Below are 21,958 nucleotides of genomic sequence, written 5' to 3'. Positions count from 1 at the left end.
CAGCGGCAGACGGAACTCCGCACCACCCAAACCGATCATCCCGCCCAGAACGGCGATACCCGCTCCCGCACCGAACACCAGGGGCGTTGAATGCGTCGAACGTATGGGAGCAAGGTTTTTACCCGTGCCCATGACGGGCATCCTCACCGGTCGCCGTCCCCGCCTACGGCACCCCTGATAACTACGCCGTGCTGACCGGCGGTGGCCGGGCTGAACACGAAGCTTGACGCTGGTGCACACCCCCCAGCGTCAAGGCGTCCCCTACGGCCGCGGAGGGCGAGCGGTGAGACCGCGGTGGAGACACTGTCGGGCTCATGCCCGGGAGCGGCCACGACCCGGATCACTGTGCGGGGGTGGGCTGGGGGCGGAGTGTTCGGGTGACTGCCGCGATCCGTATCTCCTCCAGAGCCGTGCTCTGGCGCTCGGCACGTTCCAGCAGGGTGTCCAGGTGCGCGGTGTCCAAGCGCCGGTCGGTTTCGGACAGGGCACGCAGGGTGCGCCAGCACGCCGCCTTGCCCTGAACGCCCAGGAGCATCGCCTCGGCCTCCAGCACGTCGCTGAGCGGGGAGCGGGAGAAGAGATGGCCGTTGGTCTTGAGGCGGCCGGCCTTTTCCGCCAACCAGCCCAGAGCGACCTTGGTGTGGTCGACGGACACCTCCAGGTCGGCCATGATCTGTGCCAGCGCGTCGCGGTCTGCCTCCACCTGACGGGCCAGATCGGCAAGGGACGCTTCCCGTTCTTCGCCCTGCTGTGCCTGGGCGGCTCGCCGGAAGAGCTCCAGGCCACCGGTCGCACCGGAATAGTGGTCGTTGAGATAGATCGACAGCAGACCGGCGCTGCCGGGACCATGCTTCGCGGATCCGTTCCCGGCCGCCTTGCCGGCTTCGGAGCGCATCTCCTTGTCGACCGAGGCGCCGAGCTGCGACCAGCTGCTCTCGAACTTGTCCAGTCCCTCGCGTTCCAGGGTGTCGGTCACGTCCGCGAAGTCGACGCCGGCGTGCTCCAGCGCCTCCAGGTGGGCTGCGGCCGCGGTGTAGTCCTGGGCGGTCGGCGCATGGTCAGGAAGGGTGCCGTGGTCGGCGAACGCGGCCAGCGTGGTGCCCGGCATGGTGTTCACCGTGCCCGCGATGGCCAGCTCGCTGACATACATCGTGTCCCGGTACGCCGGGTTCTTGACCCCGGTGGACGCCCACAGCGGGCGCTGAGCACGCGCCCCCGCCGCGGCCAGGATCTGCCAGCGCGGCTCGGCCACCACCTGCTCGTACGCCTGGTATGCCAGCCGGGCATTGGCGATGGCAGCCCTGCCCTTGAGCGCCCGGGCCTGTGAGGTGCCCAGGGCCTCGAGACGGCGGTCGACCTCGGAGTCGACACGGGAGACGAAGAACGAGGCGACCGAGTGAATGTCCGACAGATCGCGTCCCGCGGCCAGGGCCTGCTCCAGACCAGTCTGGTAGGCGTCCATCACATCCCGGTAGCGCTCCAGCGAGAAAATCAGCGTGACGTTGACGCTGATACCCCGGGCGATGGCGGCGGTGACCGCCGCCAGCCCCTCGCGGGTCGCCGGAATCTTCACGAACAGGTTCGGCTCCGCCACCTTCTCCCACAGCGTCACCGCCTGGGCGATCGTGGCCTGCGCATCACGGGCCAGCCGCGGATCGACCTCGATCGACACCCGCCCGTCCCGCCCTCCGGTGCGCCGGTAGACGTCGCGGAACGCCCGGCAGCCCTCCCGCACATCGTCGGTGGTCAGCGCGAAGACCGCGTCATCGACGCCCGCCCCCTCACCGCCCAGCCGGCGCAGCTGGTCGCTGTAGCGGTCTCCCTTGGACAGCGCCGAGGCGAAGATCGTGGGGTTCGTGGTGACCCCCACCACGTGCTTGTCCGTGATCAGCTCCTTCAGTTTCCCGCCGGCCAGCAGCTCACGGGACAGGTCGTCCAGCCAGACCGACACCCCCGCGGCGGACAGCTGGGCAAGCGGATCGGGCGAAGCGGAAACAGGCATGCGAGACCTCCAGGATGGAGCGGCGCCGCCCGGCCAGAAGGCCCATTGAAGACGGAGACGGTGCCCGCTGGCCAAGCGGACTCGTGGCAGTGGCACCCGCTACCTTGCGACTCTCCGCTTTCGCCCGCCTCACTCATCAACGACCGGATTGCGGCCACCGCAGCCCGGCACGGACACCGATCGGCGACGATCCAAAGGCGCCACCATCTCCAGACGTCCGCCACCGGCTTCATGACGCACCAGGGACATCCGCAGCCTGGAAGACGGGACGAATCGCAGCACAGGGATGCCTTCCAGGGCTTCCATCGGCACGGTTTCCCGGCACGACCGGCCGGAGCAGGTAGGAGTGTCGTGGCGGCTGCGGTGCCGATGTGGTACGTCCCCGACACGCTGTCGCAGCGGTGCTCAGTCGTCGTACGGGTCGCGGCTGCCGGACTTGGCCAGGCCTCGGCTGATCATGTAGCCGACGGTGAGGATCACGATGTACAGCCACGCCTTGTCGGCGCGGAAGTAGTCGGCGTGGCCCTCGTCGTCTCCCACGACCATAGAGGCGATCAGCACCGCGACGACCGCGGCGATATAGACGAAGAACTCGGTGGTCTTGAAGGCCGCCTTCGTCTCCGTCGACCGTCGGCGCGGCCGGTGAGCGGCCGCACCGTCACCCGTGTGGGGGCCGGCGTTGCCAACCGGGTTCGCAGCGCTCATGGAAGGCACCTCTTCTTGTCGTGCGGAGCACCCTGATGCGCTCCGCGGACTGGCAGGCGTCAAGATCGCCTGCCCTACTGAGTGCCCATATGTGGCGATCTAAACAGAGCGTCAAGGCGCGGCCACGACAATCCGTGACACCGGCCCAGTGGCGGGCGCCCGGCACCCACCGGCAAACGAGTGATCGCAGGACCGTCATGGTCGCCCCCCGCGCGCACATGGGGAACATTCACCACGTGAGGTGAACGCCGGGATCCTCTGCAAAGACCACGGCAGCCCCGCAACGGGCCGCCCCCGCCGGACCACAAAGTCAGACGGGGGCGGCAAAAACCAGACGGGCGGCTCCCGGTAGGGCGGGGCCGACTGTCAGTCCTTGGCGATCGCCATGCCGAGGAAGATCCCGACCAGCAGGGCGACACTGCCGGTGGCCATCGCCGCCCACGTCCCGGTCTGCGTCGCGGTGAACGTCGAGGTCATTCCCGCCTGCGCCGCCGCCTGCGTGGCCTGCGCCCCGGCCATGGACGCTTCCTGGACGGCCAGGCCCGTCTCCAGCTTCTGGACCTTGCTCTCCAGCTCCGACTGTTCCATCGTGCGGTTCCTCTCTCACGGTGTGCCGGCCGATTCCGGCATCACCGACCATCGGTTCCCCGCCGCAGCGCAACAGCCCCCAGGGCCGCCTTCGGAGCACCCGTTTGCCAACACCCGGCGCGCCCTCGCCGACAACCGACAGCCGACGGCCACACGGCCGGGCGAGCGGGGTGCCATCCGTCTGTGGCCACGGCTCCTGCGGCCTGACCGCAAAGCAGGACAGCTCTTCAGGCAGCACTCCACTGGTGCGCGCGGCGCCGCGCCACTCGATCCACCGGTCGTCGTCCATGATGCTGTCGGCGTCCTGGACGCCCGCGCCTTCGAGGAACACCACCAGATCGTGATCGCTGTAGGCGGTGCCGGCAGGAGGATCTGGACACCGAGGCTGACCGCAACCCGGTCCAGGCGTGGGACCTGTCCGGCATCGCCGAGCACTACCAGGCTTTCATCAGCCGTTGGAGCGGCTTGCTTCCGCACATCAGCGCCGACGACGTCTCCGGTGCCGATGCGGTGCGCGCCCGGACCGAGGTCATGCACGCCTACCGGCACTTCCCCATCCTGGACCCGTTGCTCCCCATCGGGCTGCTGCCGCCCGGCTGGCCCCGGTCACGGGCGTGGGAAGTCTGCGTCGCGGTGTACGACGGTCACCTCCAGCCGGCCCAGGACCATGTCCGCCCTGTGGTGACCCGATTCGCTGAGGGGCCGCATCTCGACATCAGGGCCCATACGATCGCCGGCATGAGTGCGGGTATCGGCCACGGCTGACGACGGACCACCGCGAGCGTGACCGGACGGACCGCGCAGACGCCACACAGCGCCTCCCGCCCCTGCGATCTGTCGAATGCGCGTCGAAGGCAACAGAGTTGGGCGCCGAAGATTGACAGATCGGCACCCGATCGGGAATCTGACTGTTGCAAGACCACGTGGGAACGCTCCCAGAGGCGCCGGCGCACGACGAGTGGAAGGAGAGGCAGCGCTGCGACGCCTCCGCGGAATTCCCATCTCCTGGCGAGCAGGTGGGCGCGACGCGCCGTGTCTCTGCTCGCAGGACCACGCCTCATCGATCACCACCACGGCGCCGCCCACGGGCAAGACCGGTACGTCCTCCACCCTGCGCGACACGCCGACCTGACCACCCCCACGGCTGCTCCCCCGACCACCTCGGTCAGCGTCACCGGCGCAGCATCGCCCATGCCCCCTTCCCGGCACCTGCCCGCGCAGCGCTCCGCACCCCCCCCACAGCAGGAGTCTTCATGACCATGCAACGGCGTAGTTTCCTGACCCTGAGCGCGGCCGGAGCCGCGGGCGTGGGCATGTCCCTGCTCGGCACGGGACAAGCAGGTGCCACCGCGAGGGCCGGCGCTCCGGCCCAGCGGTTCGCGGTCGGCGTGCGCCAGTACGCCTGGAGCCGCGGCGGACGCTGGTGAACCACGGACGCAACCTCAGTGGCCAGGACGTCCACAACGGCAACCCGTCCAAGGACGTCTCCGAGGTCGGACCCTCGCCCTGAACACGGCCGGGGTTCCGCTGGCCGGCCACATCAACACCGTGGCCCGCGACCGCCTTAGCTCCGACGCCACTTCCAGCACCACCACCTGGGAATCCGTCCTGAGCTGAGGAGCAACCACGCCCGGCGCCCGGCCGTGGCGCGCATTGGCTGTGTACGTTCCCAGGCTGGGCGCCGGAACCACACCCCCGAATACCCGGCGGCTCCGGCCGCTCGCACTCGGGCACAGGTCCGCTTGAGGGCCGACACCCTCGAGGCTGGAAGAAGAGAGGAAAGCTCATGGTTTCACTAGCAGGGAAGATCAGAGCCGTTTTCCTTGCCGTCCTGTTGACGGTTGCCGCATCCGTGTACGGAGCGGCACATCAGGCATCGGCCGACACCGTGGCGCAGTCGAGCGCTTCGCAGATCGTGGCCGACATGGGCGCGGGATGGAATTTGGGGAACCAGCTCGAAGCCACCACCAACGGATACCCCAGCGAAACGGCGTGGGGCCAGCCGACCGTAACGCAAGCCCTCATCGACAAAGTCAGGGCGGCAGGGTTCAAGACGATCCGGATCCCGGTCTCCTACCTGGGATACATAGGATCCGGCCCGAATCACACGATCAATCCCTCCTGGTTGAACCGAATCCAAGAAGTCGTTAACTACGCCTACAACAGGGGCCTGCATGTAGTGATCAACATGCATGGCGACGGCTACAAGAACATCAACGGCTCCTGGCTGATCTGCGATTCGCCCTCCCAGACGACGATCAAGGCCAAGTACGAGAAGGCTTGGCAGCAGATCGCGAACAGGTTCAAGAACTACGACCAGCGCCTGATCCTGGAGTCCATGAACGAGGAGTTCGACGGGCAGTACGGCAACCCGACCCAGCCGTGCTACTCGAACATCAACAGCTACAACCAGATCTTCGTGGACACCGTGCGGAAAACCGGCGGCAACAACAGTTCGAGGTGGCTGCTCATCGCCGGCTGGAACACGAACATCGATTACACCGCGGGGAATTACGGCTTCAAGCTTCCGTCCGACCAGTATCGATCCCCCTCCATTCCCGCCAACGAGCGCCGCATCATGATTTCCGTCCATCACTACAGCCCGTGGGACTTCGCCGGAGAGGAAAGCGGCACCATCACGCAGTGGGGGCGAGCGGCGACCAATCCATCGCGAACGTCGACCTGGGGACAGGAAGATTATCTGGATTCGCAGCTCAAAAAGATGTATGACACCTTCGTCACGAAGGGGTATCCGGTGGTTGTCGGCGAGTACGGTGCGATCGACAAGTCGTCGTTCGATTCGTCGAACAACAGGTATCGCGCGGACTTCGCACGGGCCGTCGTGGCCACGTCCAAGAAATACGGGGCGGCCACCATCTACTGGGACAATGGCACAACCGAACGGTACGGGTTCGGACTCTTCAACCGGCGCTCCCTCACGGTGACTCAGCAGGGCATCATCAACGCCATCATGAGCGGCGTCAGTGGCAGTGCTGCCGGCACCGGCCTTCCGTCCGGCACATAGCAGATCAGGGGCCCGGCTACGGGTAGTACCTCGGTGGGCGCGCAGTGCGGCCGGGTGGAAGCGATGCCACACGGTGTGCGATCTCGTCCAACTGCGCGCCGACCGGTAGGAGAAGCCACGCTGCTCCGCATCTGCGAGTACGTCGTACAAACCGCTCCCCGGGCGGCACGCAGCCGCTGCGGCGGGGACCGGGTACCCGCCGTAGTTCGTACGAGGGCAGCCGACCTCAAGGTGGCTGATCACGCCGAGGACGCCGGGGTACCCTCACCGCGGCGGGAGGGCAGGGCCGGAACGCGGCAGCGTCTTCGCCCTCGCAAGGGCCCAACCCGTCCTCAACTCGGCGGACTGGAGATCGTGGGCCGCCCTGCCTCCACGGCCTCGGCGACCTGGGCCGTCGTCTCCCTCAGCCACATGTGCGCCGCGTCGTGCATGTGGACCGGATGCCACCACATGGCCTGCTGGATCGGCACGGCGTCATAGGGCGGTTCCATGATGCGGACGTGTGCGAGTCCGTCCAGCTCGTCGGCGAGACGCCTCTGAAGGAGAGCTACCCGGCGGGTGCCCGCGACCAGGAGTGGCATCAGCTGGAAACTGTCGACGGAGACCGCCACGCGCGGCTCGATGCCGAGCGTGGCAATCTGGCGGGCGGCGGGGGCGTCGTAGGCTCGTTGGTACGTCACCCATGGCAGTCGGGCCAGGTCGTCGAGGGTGAGTTGCTCGCCGACCTCGGGGTTGTCGTCGGCGACGAGGAAGACCCAGCTGTCCTGGTAGAGCTCGACCGTGGGGAAGCCGCGAATGATGCCGTGGGGCAGCAGTAGCCCGTCCACGGTGCTGAGCAGAGACCCGGTACTGTCGATGATTTCGTTCGGTACCTGTTTGAACCTGAGCCGGATGCCTGGTGCCTCGGTTTGGATGGTGCGGGCGAGCTCGGCGCCGAAGACGGCAACCGCATAGTCCGAGGCGATCAGCGTGAACTCATGTTCCTCGCGGGAGGGGTCGAATTCGGCCTGACTGGCGAAGACGCGCTCCAGCAGGTCGCATGCGGTGGTGGTTCGGTCGAGGAGGGCCTGCCCGAGGGCGGTCAGTTCGTACCCTCCGCCCACCCGGGCGAGCAGGTCGTCGTCGAAGTGGCGGCGCAGCCGGGCCAGGGCCGCGCTCATCGCGGGTTGACTGAGCCCGATGCGCTGGCCGGCCCTGGTGACGTTGCGCTCCTGCAGGAGGGCGCGCAGGGCAACGACGAGGTTGAGGTCCAGGCTGGCCAAGTTCACGAAGCATCCCAATTCCGGAGCCGGCACCATCGGTATTCACCGGCTGGATTCCTATATACAGGAAATCGATTTCCCTGATTGCAATCTACGGGCCAGGTTAGTGGCACCGCAATCGGGAGGAACTCTCTGTGACATCCGCAGCCACGTCGCCACTCTTCACCCCCTTCTCCGGACCGTTCGCCATCGGCACCCTTTCGGCACCGGGCGCGACCAGGTTCCCCGGCCTCGTGGCTCCGGACGGCCAGGTGCTCGACCTGCGTACGGCACTGGGTGAACCCGCGCTGACGACCCTTACGCTCCTGGAGCGCTGGGACGAGACGTTGCCCCGCCTGCACGCTCTCGCGACGGATCCGGCCGGCGCATGGCTGTCGCTCGATGACCTGCGGGTGCACGAGCCCGTCGAGCCCCGGCAGATCTTCCAGTCCGGCGCCAACTACCGGCAGCACGTGATCGACCTGGCGGTCGCACACCGCGCCCCGGACGCCCCGGGCACCGTCGAGGAGGCCCGCGCCGAGGTCGCGGCGGTCATGGACAAGCGGGCCGCCAAGGACCTCCCGTACGTCTTCATCGGCCTGCCGACCACGATCAGCGGTCCCTACGACGACGTGGTACTGCCCGCCTGGGCCCAGAAGCCCGACTGGGAACTGGAACTGGCCGCGGTGATCTCCCGCCCCGCCTACCGGGTCACCGTGGAGGAAGCCCTGGAGTACGTCGTGGGTTACACCATCGCCAACGACCTCACCGACCGCGCGAGCGTCTTCCGCCGGGACATGCCCCCGATCGGCACCGACTGGCTGCGCAGCAAGAACGCCCCCGGCTTCACCCCGCTCGGCCCGTGGATCGTCCCGGCCGGCTCCATCGCCGACCCCTCCGATCTGCGGGTCACCCTGAAACTCAACGGCGAGACCATGCAGGACGAGTCCACCAACGACATGATCTTCGGCGTCGCACGGTTGGTCTCGTACATTTCCCAGACCGCCCGACTGCTTCCCGGCGACCTGGTTCTGACCGGCAGTCCGGCCGGCAACGGCATCCACTGGGGCCGGCTGCTGCGCGACGGCGACGTGATGGACGGCTCGGTCACCGGGCTGGGCGCCCAGCGCACCCGCTGTGTCGCGGAGGAGACCGGATGAGCGCCGGTCGTATCGACCGTACGGATCCCGAGGGGGCGATCGCCGAGGCCGCGAAGGCGTACTCGAACTGGGGCCGCTGGGGCGAGGACGACGTGCTCGGCACGCTCAACTTCCTCGACGAGGCCAAGCGCCGCGAGGGCGCGGCCCTGATCCGCGACGGTGTCAGCTTCTCCTTGTCACAGGCCTTCGACATGGACGGCCCGCAGAAAGGCTGGCGGCGGCGTACGAACCCGGTGCACACCATGCTCGCCACCGGCACCGACGCCGCTCTGGGCGGTCAGGGCTTTCCGCACGGTTTCGGTGGGGCCGACGACGTGATCGCCATGCCCCTGCAGTGCTCCACCCAATGGGACGGGCTCGGGCACATCTTCGATCACGGCATGGCGTGGAACGGCCGCCCGGCGGAGAAGGTCGTCACCTCCGAGGGCGACCTGGTCACCGGCATCGAGCACATGGCTCCGCACGTCGCCGGGCGGGGCGTCCTGCTCGACGTGGGCCTGGTCATCGGCCAGGACGGCGAACTGCCCGACGGCTTCGCCATCACCGAGGAGCACCTGACCGCGACCGCCGCCTCGCACGGCGTGACCGTCGGTCGCGGCGACCTGGTCCTCGTGCTCACCGGGCGGCTGGCCCGCGCCCGTCGCGAAGGCTGGGGCGACTACGCGGGCGGGCCGGCGCCGGGGCTGAGCTTCAGTACGGCCGGCTGGCTGCACCGGAGTGAGATCGCCGGGATCGCCACCGACACCTGGGGCTTCGAGGTGCGGCCCAACGAGTTCGACCACGCCTTCCAGCCGCTGCACCAGGTCGCCATCCCTCACATCGGTCTGCTCATCGGTGAGATGTGGGACCTCGACGCCCTCGCCGCACATTGCGCCGCCGACGGCCGGTACGAGTTCTGGCTCACCGCCGCGCCACTGCCCATCACCGGGTCCGTCGGCTCACCGGTGAATCCCATCGCCGTCAAGTAACGCCCTGGACTGCCGGGCGGGCCGCGCCCGGACGGCTACGCCACCCTGCCCGCCAGGGCCGCAACACCCCCTCTGTCGCTCGAAGTTGAACGGCACCATCTCAGGGAGAACCCATGAACGACCCCCGTCCCCGCACCGTCCTCGTCATAGGCGGCGGCGCGTCCGGCAACGCCGTGACCGTGCTGCTGCGGCGGGCGGGCATCGCCGTGGACCTGATCGAGGCCAAACCCGACTGGAACGTGCTCGGCTCCGGCATCACCCTCCAGGGCAACGCGCTGCGCGTGCTGCGCGAAGTGGGCGTATGGGACAAGGTCCGGGAGAGCGGCTACGCCGTCGACACCGTCGGCCTGGCCGCGCCCGACGGGACCGTGTTCCACGTCCAGCAGGACATCCGCACCGGTGGGGACGACCTGCCCCCGATCTTCGGCATGCAGCGGCCCCGGCTCCAGGAGATCCTGTGTGAGGCCGTCCTCGAGAGCGGCGCGACGGTACGCCTCGGCACCACCGCCGAGGAACTGGTCCAGGACACGTCCGGCGTCACCGCCCGGTTCAGCGACGGCACAGAGGGCCGCTACGACCTCGTCATCGCCGCCGACGGCGTCAGCTCTCGCACGCGCGCGATGATCGGCATCAGCGACAAGCCCGAACCGACCGGCATGGCCATCTGGCGCGTCCCCGCGCCCCGCCCCGAGGGCGTGGAGCGCATGCAGCTGTCCTACGGCGGACCGTGCTACATCGCCGGCTACTGCCCCACCAGCAAACACACCATCTACGCCTACCTCGTCGAGGCCAACCGCGAACGCGCCGTGATCGACCCGGCCTCGTACGCGGACGAGATGCGGCGGCTGGCCGCGCCCTACGGGGGTGCGTGGCCGGAGATCGCCGCGAGCATCACCGACCCCGCCAAGGTCAACTACACCTGGTTCGACCGGCTGCTCGTCGAGGGCTCCTGGCACCGCGGCCGGGTCGTCCTGATCGGTGACGCGGCCCACGTCTGTCCCCCCACGCTCGCCCAGGGCGCGGCCATGTCGCTGGAGGACGCCTCCGTACTGGCCGAGATGCTGAGCGAGGAGCAGGACTGGAGTTCCCTCGACGCCCTGCTGACCGGCTTCTACGAACGCCGGATCGACCGTGTCCGCATGGTGGTCGAAGCATCCGTGCAACTCGGTCAGTGGCAGTTGGACGGCGTTCGTGACGCCGACGCACCCGGTCTGATGGGCCGCACGATGTCAGTCCTGAAGGAGACCCCGTGAACTCCGTGAACCCCGTGAGTTCCCAGAACAGCGCACCCACGATCGACGTCCACGCGCACGTCCTGCTCCCTCAGGTCGAGGACGCCGTCGCCGGACACCCCGGGCTGGCCGCGGCCCGCGATCTCGACGCCCGCCGCAACGGCCCCGAGGCCATCGCCGTCAGCGGCCCGATGTTCCGGGACCGCTTCCCGATGCTGACCGACGTCAAGGCCCGGCTCGCCGCGATGGACGCCTCCGGGGTCGACGTCCAGCTGGTCTCGCCGTCTCCGTCGCACTACCACTACTGGGCCGACGAGGACCTGGCCCGCACGGTGTGCGAACTGGCCAACGAGGGCACCGCCGCGCACGTCGCCCAGGCCCCGCCGCGGTTGCACGGCCTCGGCCTCGTCCCGCTCCAGCACCCGGGCCTCGCCGTCGAAGCCCTCGATCACGCCCTCGGCCTGGGCCTGCGCGGTGTCGAGGTCTCCAGCCACGCACCGGGACTCGAACTGTCGGACCCCGCGTACGAACCTTTCTGGGCACGGGCCGAGGAAACCGGCGCGATCCTCTTCCTGCACCCCTTCGGCTGCACGCTCGACGAGCGCCTCAACCGGTGGTACCTGTCCAACACCGTCGGCCAACCGACCGAGAACGCCGTCGCGCTGTCCCAGCTGATCTTCTCTGGAGTCCTGGACCGGCACCCGGGGTTGCGGATCGTCGCCGCCCACGGCGGCGGCTATCTGCCCACCCACATCGGCCGCTCCGACCACGCCTGGCGCGCCCGCACCGACACCCGCGGCTGCGCGCACCCGCCCAGCAGCTATCTCAAGCAGCTGTACTTCGACTCCCTCGTCCACGACCCGGACGTCCTGCGCGAACTGATCCGGGTGGCCGGCCCCGACCGGGTGCTGCTCGGCTCCGACTTCCCCTTCGACATGGGCACCGACGACCCGCTCGGCGCTCTGCGCGACGTCACGGACCTGCCCGCCCTCCACTTCCACGCCGTACGCGGCGGCAACGCGGCAGCGCTGCTGCGTCTCACCTGAGGAGCCCGACATGACCAACCGTCTGCTCACCCACCTGCGGCACGTCGACCTCGCCGTGCCGGACTACGACAAGCAGCTCGACTTCTACGCCGGCGTCTGGGGCCTGACCAAGGTCGCCGAAGACTCCGGCATCTCCTTCCTGGCCGCCGAGGGCTCCCCCGAGCAGTACATCGTCCGGCTCCGCAAGGCCGAGGAGAAGCGCCTCGACCTTATCTCCTACGGCGCCGCGAACCCCGCCGACGTGGACACACTCGCCGAGCAACTGCTCGCGGGTGGAGTGCGGTTGATCTCCCAGCCGGGCAAGATCGACACCCCCGGCGGCGGCTACGGCTTCCGCTTCTTCGACATCGACGGCCGCACCATCGAGGTCTCGGCCGACGTCGAGGCACGCCGGCACCGTCGTATCGAGGAGAAGGAGTCCATTCCCGTCCGTCTCTCGCACGTCGTCCTGAACTCCCCCGACATCAACGCCACCCGCGCCTGGTACGAGCAGCACCTCGACTTCCGGCTGTCCGACACGATGGCCTTGCCGCACATGGGCGAGGTCATGCACTTCATGCGGATCAGCAACCAGCACCACTCCATGGCCATCGCCAGCGGTCCGCACACCTCCCTGCAGCACCTCTCCTTCGAGATGCGCGGCATCGACGAGTACATGCGCGGCTCCGGCCGCGTGATGCGCTCCGGCGCCCGCAAGATCTGGGGCCCCGGGCGACACATGGCGGGCGACAACACCTTCACGTACTTCCTCGACCCGCACGGCAACACCGTGGAGTACACCACCGAGCTCGAAAAGCTTGACGAGGACACCTGGCACCCGCACATCTACGACCTGACGAAGCCCGAGAACGCCGACCAGTGGGGCACGTCCAACCCGATGAACGAGATGGTCGCCAAGGAGATGCTCAACGACGTCGACCGCGGCGTCTTCGTCGCTCCGCCGGTCTGACGCCACCTCCTCAGGGGGCGTCGCGAGCCGCCAGGCCCTGACGTGCCGTCGGCGCCCCCGGTCAGTGTCAACCCACCAAGCTCCCTAGGAATGCCATGCGTTTCGCCACGTACGAACAGCAGGGCCGCAGCCGTCTCGCCACCGTCGAGATCAACGGCGCCCTCTACCCCTGCCCCGGCACTGGGACGCTGCTCGACCTGATCCAGGCCGGTCCCGAGGCACTGCGCGAGGCGGGCGACGCAAGCCTGGACGTGCCGCGCGGCCCGCACGTCTCCCAGGTGCGACTACTGCCGCCGCTCCAACCGCCGTCCGTACGCGACTTCGTCACGTTCGAGGAGCACGTCGAGGGTGTACGGCGCAGCATCGACGGGATCCCGTGCGCCCCGGACGCCTGGTACGACGCGCCCACCTTCTACTTCACCAACCCCTACGCGGTCATCGGCGCTCACGAAGACGTACCCGTGCCGCCCGGCAGCCAGGTGCTGGACTTCGAGCTCGAAGTCGCCGCGGTCATCGGCCGTGAGGGCCGCGACCTCAGCCCCGAGCAGGCCCGCGACCACATCATCGGCTACACCATCTACAACGACTGGTCCGCCCGCGACCTCCAGTCCCGCGAGATGCAGGTCAGCCTCGGCCCCTGCAAGGGCAAGGACACCGCCACCACCCTCGGCCCCTACCTCGTCACCGCGGACGAGCTGGAGCCTTACCGCGACAGCGACGGCTTCCTGCGCCTGGCGCTGACCGCCGAGATCAACGGCGAGGTCGTCGGCAAGGACCTGCTGTCCAACATGAGCTGGACCTTCGAGGAGATGACCGCCTACGCCTCCCGCGGCACCTGGGTCCGCCCCGGCGACGTACTCGGCTCGGGCACCTGCGGCAACGGCGGCTGCCTCGCCGAACTCTGGGGGGTACGCGGCCGCCAGGACCCGACGCCGCTCAAGCCGGGCGACACCGTCACCCTCACCGTCGAGGGCATCGGCACCGTCTCCAACACCGTGGTACCCGGTGCCGAACCGGTGGCCGTCCCTCGCGCCCGTACGCGTCCGCGAACGCGCCCATGAACCACGCGGCGTAGCGCAGCCGGCCGACAAGGCCGTCGTCACCAGGAGCCGCGCCCGAGCACGACACGGTCGAGGCGCCGGCACGGACGGGAGCGACCGCGACCGCCACCGATGTGACACAGGCACCCGGCCCACTACGTCACCCCCAGAATGATCGACGCCGGAGGCCACGCGCGCTGCTCGCCGGCGACCACCCCGATGCGCGCCATCGGCCGCCACATCCCACTCCGCCGGGCCTGCCTCCCTGACGAGGCCTCGTACTTCACCGGCGCCAGCCTCGACGGCGACTGGGCGACTGTGCTGCCCGGCTCCTCCGTTGACCCCCGGCCGGCCTCCGGCTGAAAGGACTCCGCACGTGAACAAGGTCAGCGCGAGCGCCACCGAGGCGGTCGGCGACATCTCCGACGGGGCCTCGCTCGCCGTTGGTGGCTTCGGTCTGGCATACCGGCCGCCCTCATCGGCGCCTTGCACGCCCAGGGCGCCACCGGCCTGGAGGTCGTCTCCAACAACTGCGGCGTGGACGGCCGGGGACTCGGCCTCCTGCTCGCCGACGGCCGCATCAGCCGCGTGACCGGCAGTTACGTCGGCGAGAACAAGGAGTTCGCCCGCCAGTACCTCAGCGGCGAGCTGGAGGTCGAACTCGTATCGCAAGGCACCCTGGCCGAGCGGCTACGGGCTGGCGGGGCCGGCATCCCGGCCTTCTACACACCGGCAGGCGTGGGCACGCAGGTCGCAGACGGCGGCCTGCCCTGGCGATACGCGGCGGACGGCAGCATCGCCCTCGCTTCCCCAGCAAAGGAGAAGCGGTCCTTCGGCGGCCGCGTGCATGTCCTCGAACACGGCATCACCACCGAGTACGCGCTCGTCCGCGCCTGGCGCGGCGACACTCACGGCAACCTGGTCTTCAACAAGGCCGCCGCCAACTTCAACCCGCTGGCCGCCATGGCCGGCCGCATCACGATCGCCGAGGTCGAGGAACTCGTAGAGCCCGGCGAGCTGCCCCCCGACGCGATCCATCTGCCCGGCGTCTTCGTCCAGCGGGTCCTCGCCCTCACGCCCGCGCAGGCCGCCGACGAACCGATCGAACGGCGTACGATTTCCGCGCCCGAGGCACGAGAGACGGTGCACAGCTGATGCCCTGGACCCGCGACCAGATGGCCGCCCGTGCCGCCGCCGAACTCACCGACGGCTCCTACGTCAACCTCGGCATCGGCCTGCCCACCCTCATACCGGGCCACCTCCCGCCCGGCGTCCACGTCGTCCTCCACTCCGAGAACGGCATCCTCGGCACCGGGCCCTACCCCAGCGAACACGACGTCGACCCCGACCTCATCAACGCCGGCAAGGAATCCGTCACCGTGCTCCCGGGAGCAGCCTTCTTCGACTCCGCCCTGTCCTTCGGAATGATCCGCGGCGGCCACATCGACACCGCCGTGCTCGGTGCCATGCAGGTCTCCGCGACCGCCGACCTCGCCAACTGGCGCTGTCACGTTGGTTGATCGGGTGGGATGATCTTCTGGTTGGATCGTGCTGGAGGGGGCTGTTCGTGGGGGCCGTGTCGGCGCTGTCGTACAAGGGGCACCGGTACCCGGTCGAGGTGATCTCCCACTGTGTGGGGCTGTACTTCCGTTTCCCACTGTCGTTTCGCGAGGTCGAGGAGCTCATGCTCGAGCGCGGGATCGTCGTCTCGTACGAGACCATCCGTCGCTGGTGCGCCAAGTTCGGGCAGGCCTACGCCAACGCCCTGCGACGCAGGCAGCCCCGGCCTGGTGACAAATGGCACCTGGACGAGGTCTTCATCAAGATCAACGGGCGGTTGCGGTACCTGTGGCGGGCCGTCGACCAGGACGGGATGCTGCTCGACATCCCCGTACAGAACCGGCGGGACACCGCCGCGGCCAAACGCTTCTTCCGCCGCCTGCTGAAGAACACGGGTGCGGTGCCGCGGGTGATCGTCACCGACAAGCTCCGCTCCTACGGCGCGGCCCACCGAGAGGTCATGCCCTCCGTCGAGCACCGGCAGTCGAAGTACCTGAACAACGGGGCGGAGAACAGCCACCAGCCCACCAGACAGCGCGAACGCGCGATGAAAGGCTTCCGCTCCATGGGCGGGGCGCAGCGGTTCCTGTCCACGTTCAGCGGCATCTCACCCCACTTCCGGCCCCGCCGTCATCTGATCCCCACATCCGACTACCGCACCGAGATGACCATCCGCTTCGCAATCTGGGAGCAGATCACCGGAGCCGCCGGCCTGCCCACCGCGCCGTGAGCACACAGCCGGAACCCGACTCCACCACGCCCCGGCACACCGTCAGACGACCCCACACTCAACAACGTGACAAGGCGGTTGTGGTGGTGCGCGCCTGATCGGCTCCCTGCACCGCCGCCATCGGGCCATCGAGTTCAAGAAGTTCCTGACCAAGCTCGACAAGGAAGTCCCCGCTGACCTCGATGTCCATCTGATCCTGGACAACTACGTCACCCACAAAACCCCCGCGATCAAGCAGTGGCTGCTGGCTCACCCGCGCTTCCGTCTCCACTTCACACCGACAAGTTCATCCTGGCTGAACCTGGTGGAGCGATGGTTCGCCGAGTTCACGCAGAAGAAGCTCAAGCGGGGCGTCCACCGCTCCGTCCAGGCCCTCGAACGCGACATTCGCGGCTGGCTCGCCGACTGGAACGACAATCCACGACCGTTCGTCTGGACGAAGACCGCCGACGAGATCCTCGACAAAGTCGCCGCCTACTGCCGACGAATCTCTGGCTCAGGTCACTAGACCGGGGCGTCTTCAAGGCCCGCGAGTTTGGCACCGGCAGCAGGCGTTCTGTGAGGTCTTCAACAGGTCGGCTGCTTGTGCGCCGGTGGGGGTGCGGGGGGTGCGGCGGTGGATTTCGTCGCCGTCGGCGCCGTTGTAGCGGACGAACCATGCGGTGCTCGCCCGCAAGGACGTCGTCTCCTAGGTCAACGGAGGATCTCCCACCGGTCTCGAAGGCCGCTGCCCGTGGCCGCTTCGAGACACTTCCGCAACGCCCCGTACCGCACGTTCGGGCCCCCCGCGCCGTCACAGTTGCAGGAAGCCGACGCCAACGGATGTAGGGGGCAGGGACGATGGAGCGGTTCCGGACACGAAAAGCGCTGCTCGCGCTCATGGCCGCGAGCGGACTGCTGCTCACCGCGTGCAGCGGGGGCGGCGACGGCAGCAAGGCCGCCGACCGCCCCGGGTACGGCGCGCGCGAGCCCGCACCCGCCCACGGCGACGAGGACGGCACGAGCGAGCGGGACGACCTCCGCGAAGACCCGGACCACCTCTCCACCTTCGCCCTGGACGTCGACACCGCCTCCTACGACTACGCTCGCCGCGCCCTCGCCGACGGCCGGCTGCCCGACCCGTCGACGGTCCGCCCCGAGGAGTTCGTCAACAGCTTCCGCCAGGACTACGAACGCCCCGACGGCGACGGCTTCTCGGTCACCGTCGACGGCGCCCGCACCGACGACGAGGACTGGTCCCTGGTCCGCGTCGGCCTCGCCACCCGCACTACGGAACGCGGCGGCGAACGCCCGCCCGCGGCCCTGACCTTCGTCATCGACGTCTCGGGATCCATGGACGAACCGGGCCGTCTGGACCTCGCCCGGGAGTCCCTGTCCGTGATGACGGACCGGCTGCGCGACGACGACTCGGTCGCGCTCGTCACCTTCAGCGACGAGGCCGAGACCGTCCTGCCCATGACCCGTCTCGACGGCAACCGCGACAAGATCCAGGACGCCATCTCCGACCTGGACACCCAGGACTCCACCAACCTCGGCGCCGGCGTCGAGACCGGCTACGAAACGGCCGTCGAGGGCCTGCGCGAGGGCGCCACCAACCGGGTCGTCCTCATCTCCGACGCCCTCGCCAACACCGGCGACACCGACGCGGACAGCATCCTGGAGCGCATCTCCGGCGAGCGCCGCGAGCACGGCATCACCCTCTTCGGCGTCGGCGTCGGCAGCGACTACGGCGACGCCCTGATGGAGCGGCTCGCCGACAAGGGCGACGGCCACACCGTCTACGTGTCCGACTCCGGCGAGGCCCGCAAGGTCTTCTCCGAGCAGCTCCCGCGCAACGTCGACCTCACCGCCCGTGACGCCAAGGCCCAGGTCGCCTTCGACCCCGAGACGGTCGAGGAGTTCCGCCTCATCGGCTACGACAACCGCCGGGTCGCCGACGAGGACTTCCGCGACGACCGGGTCGACGGAGGCGAGGTCGGCCCTGGCCACACCGTCACCGCCCTGTACGCCGTGCGCACCGAGCCCGGCGCCCGGGGCCACCTCGCCACCGCCACCGTCCGCTGGCTCGACCCCGAGACCCGCGACCCGCACGAGGAGACCGGCGACCTGGAGGCCGACGCCCTCGACGACTCCGTCTGGAGCGCGAACCGCGGCCTGCGGACCGCCGCCACGGCCGCCTACTTCGCCGACGCCCTCGGCCACGGTGACCACGACCTGCCCGACGCGCCACGGCTGGACGAACTCGCCGACCACGCCGACGACTTGGCCGACAGCACGGAGAGTGAGGAGATTCGCGGGCTCGCCGAGGCAATCGACACCGCGAAACGCATGATGTGACCCCCGCGCCCATTGACCCAGGCTTACTTATGAGTAAGTTGACTCCAGAGTAAGTAGGTACGGCAGCACGTCAGTCTCATCCGCGACCGGGAGCCGTCATGGGCGTACGCAAGGATCTGCAACGGGCGAAACACCGCACCGACCTGGCGATCCGCACGAAGGCCGAGACCGTCAGGGACGAGCGGGGCGTCGTCCGCGAGACCCGCACGGCTCCCCTCGCACCCCGCCCGACGACCGGCAGCATCGCCGACCTCCCCTACACCAACGCGGCCGAGGCCCCCGACGCCGTGGTCCTGCGCCGCGAGCGGCACGGCGGCTGGCAGCCCGTCACGGCGGCGGCCTTCGCCCGCGAGGTCACCGCCGTGGCCAAGGGCCTGATCGCGGCCGGCCTCGAACCCGGCGGCCGCGTCGCCGTGATGTCCCGCACCCGCTACGAGTGGACGGTCCTGGATTTCGCGATCTGGTCGGCGGGCGGCCAGACCGTTCCGGTCTACGCCACCTCCTCGGCCGACCAGGTGGAGTGGATCGTCCGCGACTCGGGCGCCCGCCACGTGGTCACCGAGACCGCCGCGAACGCGGACACCGTCCTGACCGGCACGGCCGCCCACCCCGAGCCCCCGCGCGTCTGGCAGTTGGACGCCGGCGCGCTCGACGAGCTCACCGCCCTCGGCCGGGACGTCCCCGACGAGGAGGTCACCAAGCGCCGCACCGCCCTGACCCCGGACGTCACCGCGACCCTCTGCTACACCTCCGGCACCACCGGCCGCCCCAAGGGCTGCGTCCTCACCCACGCCAACCTGCACGCCGAGGCCGCCAACACCGTCGAACTGCTGCACCCGCTGTTCAAGGAGGTCACCGGCGAGACCGCCTCGACGCTCCTCTTCCTCCCGCTCGCGCACATCCTCGGCCGTACCCTGCAGATCGCCTGCCTGATGGGCCGCATCGAGATCGGCCACTGCCCGAGCATCAAGCCCGACGAACTCCGCCCGGCCCTCAGGGCGTTCCGCCCGACCTTCCTGGTCGGCGTCCCGTACCTATTCGAGAAGATCCACGACACCGGCCGCGCCACCGCCGAGAAGCTGGGCCGGGGAGCCTCCTTCGACCGCGCCCACCGCATCGCGGTCCGCTTCGGCGCGGCCCACATGAACCGGTTCCTGGGCAAGGGCCCCGGACCCGGCCCCGGCCTCCGCGCCGCCTGGGCCCTCTACGACCTGCTGGTCTACCGCCGCATCCGCAAGGAACTCGGCGGCCGCGTGCGCTACGCCATCAGCGGCGGCAGCCCTCTCGACCGCGACCTGAACCTCTTCTTCTACGCGGCCGGCATCCTCATCTACGAGGGCTACGGCCTCACCGAGACCACCGCCGCCGCCACCATCGTCCCGCCCCTGGACCCCCGCCCCGGCACGGTCGGCCTCCCGGTCCCCGGCACCGCCGTCCGCATCGCCGACGACGGCGAGGTCCTCATCAAGGGCGGCATCGTCTTCGGCGCCTACTGGAACAACCCGGCCGCGACCGGGGAGGTGCTGGACGACGGCTGGTTCGCCACCGGCGACCTCGGCTCACTCGACGAGGACGGCTACCTCACCATCACCGGCCGCAAGAAGGACATCCTCGTCACCACCGGCGGCAAGAACGTCTCCCCGGCCGTCCTGGAGGACCGCCTGCGCAGCCGCCCGCCCGTTGGCCAGTGCCTCGTCGTCGGCGACAACCGCCCCTACGTCGCCGCCCTGATCACCCTCGACCCGGAAGCCCTCGCCCACTGGCTGGCGGTCCGCAAACTCCCCGCCGACACCCCGCTGTCCGAGCTGGTCCACGACGAACGCCTGCGCGCCGACGTGCAGAAGGCGGTCGACCACGCCAACGAGGCCGTCTCGCGCGCCGAGTCGATCCGCGCGTTCACCCTCGTCGAGGGCGACTTCACCGAGGAGAACGGGCTGCTGACCCCGTCCCTGAAGGTCAAGCGCCAGGCGGCGACGGCGGCATACGCGGACGTCATCGAGGCCCTGTACGCGAACAAGCCCTGAACTGCTCGTCAACGTGGAGTTCTCGTCGGGCCAGTGCTGATCCAGGGAGCGCTGGGCACCGAAGTCGATCTGGACGGTGCCGATGAGGTCGACCGTGTCGGGGGCCTCACCGTCGTCGGGGTCACCGCAGGCGAAGTGCCTCTCCGTCCTTCGAACGGGTGAAGGTCCTCATCTCTGCGCAACCCCCGGGCCCGGGTGCTTGTCCTGCACAGGCAACACCACCCGCTCAACCAGGGGGAGCCCGCTCTTGCGCAAGAACCTCGTCACGGCGGCCGCTGTCGCGGCCGGCGCGCTGACCGCTCTGTCCTTCGTTCCCGCACACGCTGCCGAGTACAGCTCGGCGTTGAAGATCCGCGGAGTTCAGTACGACGCGCCGGGCCGCGACTCCAACAGCTGCTCCTCGGGCAACACCGACGAGGAGTACCTGACGGTCAAGAACTACTCCTCCCGCTCGACGATCAACCTCAAGGGCTACGTCGTCGAAGACGCCACCGGCAACCGCTTCACATAGTCACCGCCCACCACTACCTGCAGCCCGGTGACTATGTGAAGCTGCGCGGCGGCCACGGCACCGACTCCGACACCCACAACGTCGTCTACCGCGACAACTGCAACTTCCTGTGGAACAACGACAAGGACACCATCTACCTGCACAAGCCCTCGGGCAGCCGCGCCGACGTCCACGCCTACACCAACCGCAACGACGACCCCGACGGCAACGGCTACATCAACTTCCACGGCTGAAGCCACCCCACCCAGCCCCGGCCCCGCTGCCCGCCTCAGCCCATGGCTGGGGCGCTGAGGCGAAGGTGCCAGGACTGCGATCCCAGCGCATCAGTGCCCAGCGCACCACAGCCCGGCTGGTCGGCGAACACACCGAACACCGCGCAGCTTCACCCTCTCGCTCGCACGAATCGAGGCTTGAGCCACCGCTGCCCGCCACAGAGGAGAGAGCTGCTGTGGTAATGGGGCACTCGAAGAAACAACGAGTTCCATGAGCGAGAAAGAGGGACGTCCGCACAGCAACGAGGACGCCGCCCCGTTATGTTTTCCGCGGTTCCGCAACGGGACCGCTGGCCTCCGGGCCCGGCATGACTGTTGCCCCCTGTCGAACGGATGACCTGGGGGGTGGTGTCACCGGGCCCGGGAGGTGCCGTCGGAGACGCTGATGAGAGGCCCGGCCGCCATCCGGTCCGGCGCAATGCCGGACAGTTCGCGGGCGGCAGGTCTGCATAACGTGGATGCGCGCGTACGACACCACCGCCAAGGCCGGCACGTTCAACTCCCCGGGAAGGGCGCGATGTTCGACACCGAAGACGTGGGCGTGTTCCTCGGCCTGGACGTCGGCAAA

General features: G+C 69.0%; 17 protein-coding genes and 4 pseudogenes. 17 read left to right on the top strand and 4 right to left on the bottom strand.

Features of this window, described 5'->3' with window-relative positions:
• Window positions 1-340 precede the first annotated feature (340 nt).
• The 3 genes from tal to QNO09_RS37705 all read right to left on the bottom strand — a co-directional run bounded on the left by tal (window position 341) and on the right by QNO09_RS37705 (window position 3,295).
• On the bottom strand, window positions 341-2,002 hold the full coding sequence (gene tal / locus QNO09_RS37715; protein ID WP_349637017.1) for a transaldolase: 1,662 nt from the start codon (window positions 2,000-2,002) through the stop codon (window positions 341-343).
• A gap of 405 nt (window positions 2,003-2,407) precedes the next feature.
• On the bottom strand, window positions 2,408-2,707 hold the full coding sequence (locus QNO09_RS37710) for a hypothetical protein (protein WP_283974745.1): 300 nt from the start codon (window positions 2,705-2,707) through the stop codon (window positions 2,408-2,410).
• A gap of 366 nt (window positions 2,708-3,073) precedes the next feature.
• Complete coding sequence (locus QNO09_RS37705) at window positions 3,074-3,295, bottom strand: hypothetical protein (RefSeq protein WP_283974744.1); 222 nt, start codon at window positions 3,293-3,295, stop codon at window positions 3,074-3,076.
• A gap of 372 nt (window positions 3,296-3,667) precedes the next feature.
• On the opposite strand from QNO09_RS37705, the gene QNO09_RS37700 reads away from it, so the two are divergent.
• The 3 genes from QNO09_RS37700 to QNO09_RS37690 all read left to right on the top strand — a co-directional run bounded on the left by QNO09_RS37700 (window position 3,668) and on the right by QNO09_RS37690 (window position 6,320).
• Window positions 3,668-4,060, top strand: coding sequence for a PaaX family transcriptional regulator C-terminal domain-containing protein (locus tag QNO09_RS37700; RefSeq protein WP_349637021.1), 393 nt, complete (start codon window positions 3,668-3,670; stop codon window positions 4,058-4,060).
• Window positions 4,061-4,548: 488 nt separating this feature from the next.
• Window positions 4,549-4,722, top strand: coding sequence for a hypothetical protein (locus QNO09_RS37695; protein WP_283974743.1), 174 nt, complete (start codon window positions 4,549-4,551; stop codon window positions 4,720-4,722).
• Between the two features lie 359 nt (window positions 4,723-5,081).
• On the top strand, window positions 5,082-6,320 hold the full coding sequence (locus tag QNO09_RS37690; protein WP_283974742.1) for a glycoside hydrolase family 5 protein: 1,239 nt from the start codon (window positions 5,082-5,084) through the stop codon (window positions 6,318-6,320).
• Between the two features lie 332 nt (window positions 6,321-6,652).
• Here QNO09_RS37690 and QNO09_RS37685 read toward each other — a convergent pair whose 3' ends face one another.
• Window positions 6,653-7,588 (bottom strand): LysR family transcriptional regulator, encoded by a 936-nt coding sequence (locus QNO09_RS37685; RefSeq protein WP_283974741.1) that lies wholly within the window; start codon window positions 7,586-7,588, stop codon window positions 6,653-6,655.
• Window positions 7,589-7,716: 128 nt separating this feature from the next.
• On the opposite strand from QNO09_RS37685, the gene QNO09_RS37680 reads away from it, so the two are divergent.
• The 14 genes and pseudogenes from QNO09_RS37680 (at window position 7,717) to QNO09_RS37615 (ending at window position 21,351) form a co-directional block, all read left to right on the top strand.
• Entirely contained in the window at window positions 7,717-8,721 is a 1,005-nt protein-coding gene (locus QNO09_RS37680; protein ID WP_283974740.1) for a fumarylacetoacetate hydrolase family protein, read from the top strand.
• On the top strand, window positions 8,718-9,689 hold the full coding sequence (locus QNO09_RS37675) for a cyclase family protein (RefSeq protein WP_283974739.1): 972 nt from the start codon (window positions 8,718-8,720) through the stop codon (window positions 9,687-9,689). The genes QNO09_RS37680 and QNO09_RS37675 overlap by 4 nt, the downstream gene beginning before the upstream one ends.
• A gap of 113 nt (window positions 9,690-9,802) precedes the next feature.
• Window positions 9,803-10,942, top strand: coding sequence for an FAD-dependent oxidoreductase (locus QNO09_RS37670; RefSeq protein WP_283974738.1), 1,140 nt, complete (start codon window positions 9,803-9,805; stop codon window positions 10,940-10,942).
• Window positions 10,939-11,967: an amidohydrolase family protein gene (locus QNO09_RS37665; RefSeq protein ID WP_283974737.1), complete on the top strand. Its 1,029-nt coding sequence runs from the start codon at window positions 10,939-10,941 to the stop codon at window positions 11,965-11,967. Before QNO09_RS37670 ends, QNO09_RS37665 begins: the two co-directional genes overlap by 4 nt.
• Before the next feature lie 10 nt (window positions 11,968-11,977).
• Window positions 11,978-12,916, top strand: coding sequence for a VOC family protein (locus tag QNO09_RS37660; protein ID WP_283974736.1), 939 nt, complete (start codon window positions 11,978-11,980; stop codon window positions 12,914-12,916).
• 95 nt (window positions 12,917-13,011) lie between these two features.
• The gene (locus QNO09_RS37655; RefSeq protein ID WP_283974735.1) at window positions 13,012-13,977 is read left to right on the top strand and encodes a fumarylacetoacetate hydrolase family protein; all 966 of its coding nucleotides are present in this window, start codon (window positions 13,012-13,014) and stop codon (window positions 13,975-13,977) included.
• A 150-nt stretch (window positions 13,978-14,127) separates the two neighbouring features.
• Window positions 14,128-14,319: a hypothetical protein gene (locus QNO09_RS37650; protein ID WP_283974734.1), complete on the top strand. Its 192-nt coding sequence runs from the start codon at window positions 14,128-14,130 to the stop codon at window positions 14,317-14,319.
• 13 nt (window positions 14,320-14,332) lie between these two features.
• Window positions 14,333-15,111 (top strand): annotated as a pseudogene (locus QNO09_RS37645) (CoA transferase subunit A).
• A pseudogene (locus QNO09_RS37640) lies at window positions 15,111-15,458 on the top strand (CoA-transferase); the annotation flags it as partial. The pseudogenes QNO09_RS37645 and QNO09_RS37640, both read left to right, overlap by 1 nt.
• Before the next feature lie 74 nt (window positions 15,459-15,532).
• Window positions 15,533-16,246, top strand: a complete 714-nt coding sequence (locus QNO09_RS37635; RefSeq protein WP_502962401.1) for an IS6 family transposase — start codon at window positions 15,533-15,535, stop codon at window positions 16,244-16,246.
• Window positions 16,247-16,337: 91 nt separating this feature from the next.
• Window positions 16,338-16,754 (top strand): annotated as a pseudogene (locus tag QNO09_RS37630) (transposase); the annotation flags it as partial.
• Between the two features lie 332 nt (window positions 16,755-17,086).
• Entirely contained in the window at window positions 17,087-18,583 is a 1,497-nt protein-coding gene (locus QNO09_RS37625; protein WP_283974732.1) for a vWA domain-containing protein, read from the top strand.
• Window positions 18,584-18,681: 98 nt separating this feature from the next.
• Window positions 18,682-20,607 carry an AMP-dependent synthetase/ligase gene (locus tag QNO09_RS37620; protein ID WP_283974731.1) on the top strand — a complete coding sequence of 642 codons (1,926 nt, stop codon included), beginning with the start codon at window positions 18,682-18,684 and terminating at the stop codon, window positions 20,605-20,607.
• 247 nt (window positions 20,608-20,854) lie between these two features.
• Window positions 20,855-21,351: pseudogene (locus tag QNO09_RS37615) on the top strand (lamin tail domain-containing protein).
• The last annotated feature ends 607 nt before the right edge of the window (window positions 21,352-21,958 follow it).

This window comes from Streptomyces sp. 378 (genome assembly GCF_030124145.1).
Lineage (GTDB): Bacteria > Actinomycetota > Actinomycetes > Streptomycetales > Streptomycetaceae > Streptomyces.
This window is presented reverse-complemented; position numbering and strand designations above follow the sequence as displayed.

What these genes read in the sequence shown, in the direction of transcription:
- tal (WP_349637017.1), bottom strand. Translation starts at nt 2,002, where the DNA reads ATGCCTGTTTCCGCTTCGCCCGATCCGCTTGCCCAGCTGTCCGCCGCG.
- QNO09_RS37710 (WP_283974745.1), bottom strand. Translation starts at nt 2,707, where the DNA reads ATGAGCGCTGCGAACCCGGTTGGCAACGCCGGCCCCCACACGGGTGAC.
- QNO09_RS37705 (WP_283974744.1), bottom strand. Translation starts at nt 3,295, where the DNA reads ATGGAACAGTCGGAGCTGGAGAGCAAGGTCCAGAAGCTGGAGACGGGC.
- QNO09_RS37695 (WP_283974743.1), top strand. Translation starts at nt 4,549, where the DNA reads ATGACCATGCAACGGCGTAGTTTCCTGACCCTGAGCGCGGCCGGAGCC.
- QNO09_RS37690 (WP_283974742.1), top strand. Translation starts at nt 5,082, where the DNA reads ATGGTTTCACTAGCAGGGAAGATCAGAGCCGTTTTCCTTGCCGTCCTG.
- QNO09_RS37675 (WP_283974739.1), top strand. Translation starts at nt 8,718, where the DNA reads ATGAGCGCCGGTCGTATCGACCGTACGGATCCCGAGGGGGCGATCGCC.
- QNO09_RS37670 (WP_283974738.1), top strand. Translation starts at nt 9,803, where the DNA reads ATGAACGACCCCCGTCCCCGCACCGTCCTCGTCATAGGCGGCGGCGCG.
- QNO09_RS37660 (WP_283974736.1), top strand. Translation starts at nt 11,978, where the DNA reads ATGACCAACCGTCTGCTCACCCACCTGCGGCACGTCGACCTCGCCGTG.
- QNO09_RS37655 (WP_283974735.1), top strand. Translation starts at nt 13,012, where the DNA reads ATGCGTTTCGCCACGTACGAACAGCAGGGCCGCAGCCGTCTCGCCACC.
- QNO09_RS37650 (WP_283974734.1), top strand. Translation starts at nt 14,128, where the DNA reads ATGATCGACGCCGGAGGCCACGCGCGCTGCTCGCCGGCGACCACCCCG.
- QNO09_RS37625 (WP_283974732.1), top strand. Translation starts at nt 17,087, where the DNA reads ATGGAGCGGTTCCGGACACGAAAAGCGCTGCTCGCGCTCATGGCCGCG.
- QNO09_RS37620 (WP_283974731.1), top strand. Translation starts at nt 18,682, where the DNA reads ATGGGCGTACGCAAGGATCTGCAACGGGCGAAACACCGCACCGACCTG.